Annotated in this window: 2 protein-coding genes; both read left to right on the top strand. The window is 67.9% G+C overall.

Going from position 1 to position 2,627, the window contains the following annotated elements; all coding sequences use genetic code 11:
• Positions 1-193: 193 nt before the first annotated feature.
• The gene (istA, locus tag ACFYT4_RS36125; RefSeq protein ID WP_389279145.1) at positions 194-1,783 is read left to right on the top strand and encodes an IS21 family transposase; all 1,590 of its coding nucleotides are present in this window, start codon (positions 194-196) and stop codon (positions 1,781-1,783) included.
• Positions 1,783-2,559 carry an IS21-like element helper ATPase IstB gene (gene istB, locus ACFYT4_RS36130; RefSeq protein WP_389279142.1) on the top strand — a complete coding sequence of 259 codons (777 nt, stop codon included), beginning with the start codon at positions 1,783-1,785 and terminating at the stop codon, positions 2,557-2,559. Before istA ends, istB begins: the two co-directional genes overlap by 1 nt.
• Positions 2,560-2,627: the final 68 nt, after the last annotated feature.

The raw sequence follows: 2,627 nt of genomic DNA on the forward strand, positions 1-2,627 counted from the left end.
TGTGGGCGATCACGAAATTCCCCAGGTGGGGCGGGTTCCGCGTCACGTAATTCCCCACCCCCGCGGTCACGTAATTCCCCATGGGGACGACGGGTGGCGGGGGTCATAGTCCTGGCCGTCGAGACGACGGACGCTTCCTCGATCAGTGGTTCGAGATCGAGGGAAGCGCGCGATGGCGAGGAGAACGTTCAACGTGGTCGATGTGACCGAGATCTACGTCCACTGGTATGCGGGCCGTTCCAAGAGCGAGCTGGCCGCGTCGCTGGGACTGGACCGCAAGACGATCAGGAAGTACCTGGCCCCGGCGGAGGCCGCCGGGATGGCCCCGGGCGGCCCGGCGATGACCGAGCAGGACTGGGCCGGGCTGATCAAGGGCTGGTTCCCCGAACTCGCCGACAGGCGGTTGCGGCAGGTGACCTGGCCCGAGATCGACAAGCACGGCGATTACATCAAGAGCCTGCTGGGGACGGTGACCGTCTCCACGATCCACCAACGGCTGCGGGACGAGCACGGGTTGACCGTGTCGGTGTCGAGTCTGCGACGGTGGATAGCGGCGACACTGCCCGAGGAGACGAGAAGGTCGCAGGTCACCGTCCTGCGCGACGAGGTCGAGCCCGGCCTGGAAGCCCAGATCGACTACGGCTTCCTCGGCCAGTGGACCAACCCCCGCAGCGGGAAACGGCACCGGATCTGGGCCTTCGTGATGATCCTGGCCTGCTCGCGGCACATGTTCGTCCGCCCCGTGATCCGCCTCGACCAGCACGCCTGGACCGAGGCCCATGTCGAAGCGTTCCGGTTCTTCGGCGGTGTCACCCAGCGGCTCGTCCCGGACAACCTGCGCACCGGGGTCGACAAGCCCGACCTCTACGACCCCAAAATCAACAAGGCGTATGCCGAACTCGCCACCCACTACGGCGCGTTGGTGGACCCGGCTCGCGCAGGCCGGCCCAAGGACAAGCCCCGGGTCGAGCGACCCATGCCCTATATACGTGACTCGTGGTGGCGGGGAAGGGAGTTCGTCTCCCTCGAGCACATGCAGGCCGACGCGGTCCGCTGGTCAAGCGAGGTCGCGGGACGCAGGCAGTGCCGACCGCTGGGCGGCGCGTCTCCGCTGTCGGTGTTCGAGGCCGTCGAGGCAGGCACCCTGCTGCCGCTGCCGAAGACGCCGTTCGTGCTGGCCCGCTGGTCAACTGCAACGGTCGGGCCGGACATCCACATCAAGGTGGGCCGCACCCTGTACTCGGTGCCGTGGAAACTGATCGGCCAGCGCGTCGACGTCCGCTCCACCCAAGCGTTCGTGCAGGTCTTCCACGACGGTGAACTGGTCAAGACGCATGCGGCCCTTGAGCAGGGCAAACGCACTCACAGCGGCGACTACCCGCCCGAGAAGATCGCCTTCCATATGCGGACCCCGGCCTGGTGCCGCACCCAGTCCGCCCAGGTCGGCCCGGCCTGCCGCGAAGTGATCGACGGGCTGCTGGAGGTCAACGCGCTCTACCGGCTCCGCGCCGCCCAGGCAGTCCTGGGACTGCGCAAGAAGTTCGGCGACGTGCGGCTGGAGGCCGCCTGCGCCAAGGCCACCCTCGTCGGCGACCCGTCCTACCGCACCATCAAGGGCATCCTCGTCGCCGGCACCGAGACCGAACCCGCCCCCGAGACCAGCGGCGACGGCGGAGCCGCGGCCTTCCTGCACGGCCCCAAGCGGCTCTTCGCGACCGCCGCGACCCCCGACATGACGAACGACGACCGTGATGACCACCGTCACGACGAAGGAGTGGCGTGATGACCATCATGGACACCGCCCTGCGCGACGCACTGCGTGCGCTGAAGCTGTCCGGCATGCTGGAGACCCTGGACGCCCGCCTGGCCCAGGCCCACGGCGGCGAACTCGGACACCTCGAGTTCCTCCAGACGCTCTGCCAGGACGAGATCACCCGACGCGACACCGTCTCCTTTCAACGCCGCCTTGCCCGGGCGAAGTTCGAGCAGCAGGTCACCCTAGAGGAGTTCGACTTCGCCGCCTCCCCGAAGCTGCCCGCGGCCCAGATCCGCGACCTCGCGGCCCTGCGCTGGCTCCACACCGGGGAGTCCGTAATTTTGTTCGGGCCGGTCGGCGTCGGGAAGACACACGTCGCCCAGGCCCTCGGGCACCTGGCGATCCGGCAGGGCGCGAACGTCCGCTTCGCCAAGACCAGCCGCATCCTCGCGGACCTGGCCGGCGGCCACGCGGACCGCACCTGGGACAAGCGGATCCACGAGCTGGTACGTCCCGACGTGCTCATCCTCGACGACTTCGCGATGCGCCAGCTGACCGCAGCCCAGGCCGACGACCTCTACGAACTGGTCAGCGAGCGGCAGGGCCGGTCGCTGATCCTCACCAGCAACCGGGCGCCGAGCGACTGGTATCCGCTCTTCCCCAACCCCGTGGTCGCCGAGTCGCTCCTGGACCGGCTGATCAACACCAGCCACCAGGTGATCATGAACGGGCCCAGCTACAGGCCCAACAAACGGCCCCGAGGAGGAGGCACCGACAAGACAGACAAGCCCTCGATCAAGTAGACATGAACAAGGTCAGGACCTGGGGAATTACGTGGCGGCGGGCCCGGGGAATTACGTGATCGTTCACA

The sequence above is a fragment of the Streptomyces sp. NPDC004609 genome (genome assembly GCF_042873655.1).
Classification (GTDB): Bacteria; Actinomycetota; Actinomycetes; order Streptomycetales; family Streptomycetaceae; genus Streptomyces.

What these genes read in the sequence shown, in the direction of transcription:
- istB (WP_389279142.1), top strand. Translation starts at nt 1,783, where the DNA reads ATGACCATCATGGACACCGCCCTGCGCGACGCACTGCGTGCGCTGAAG.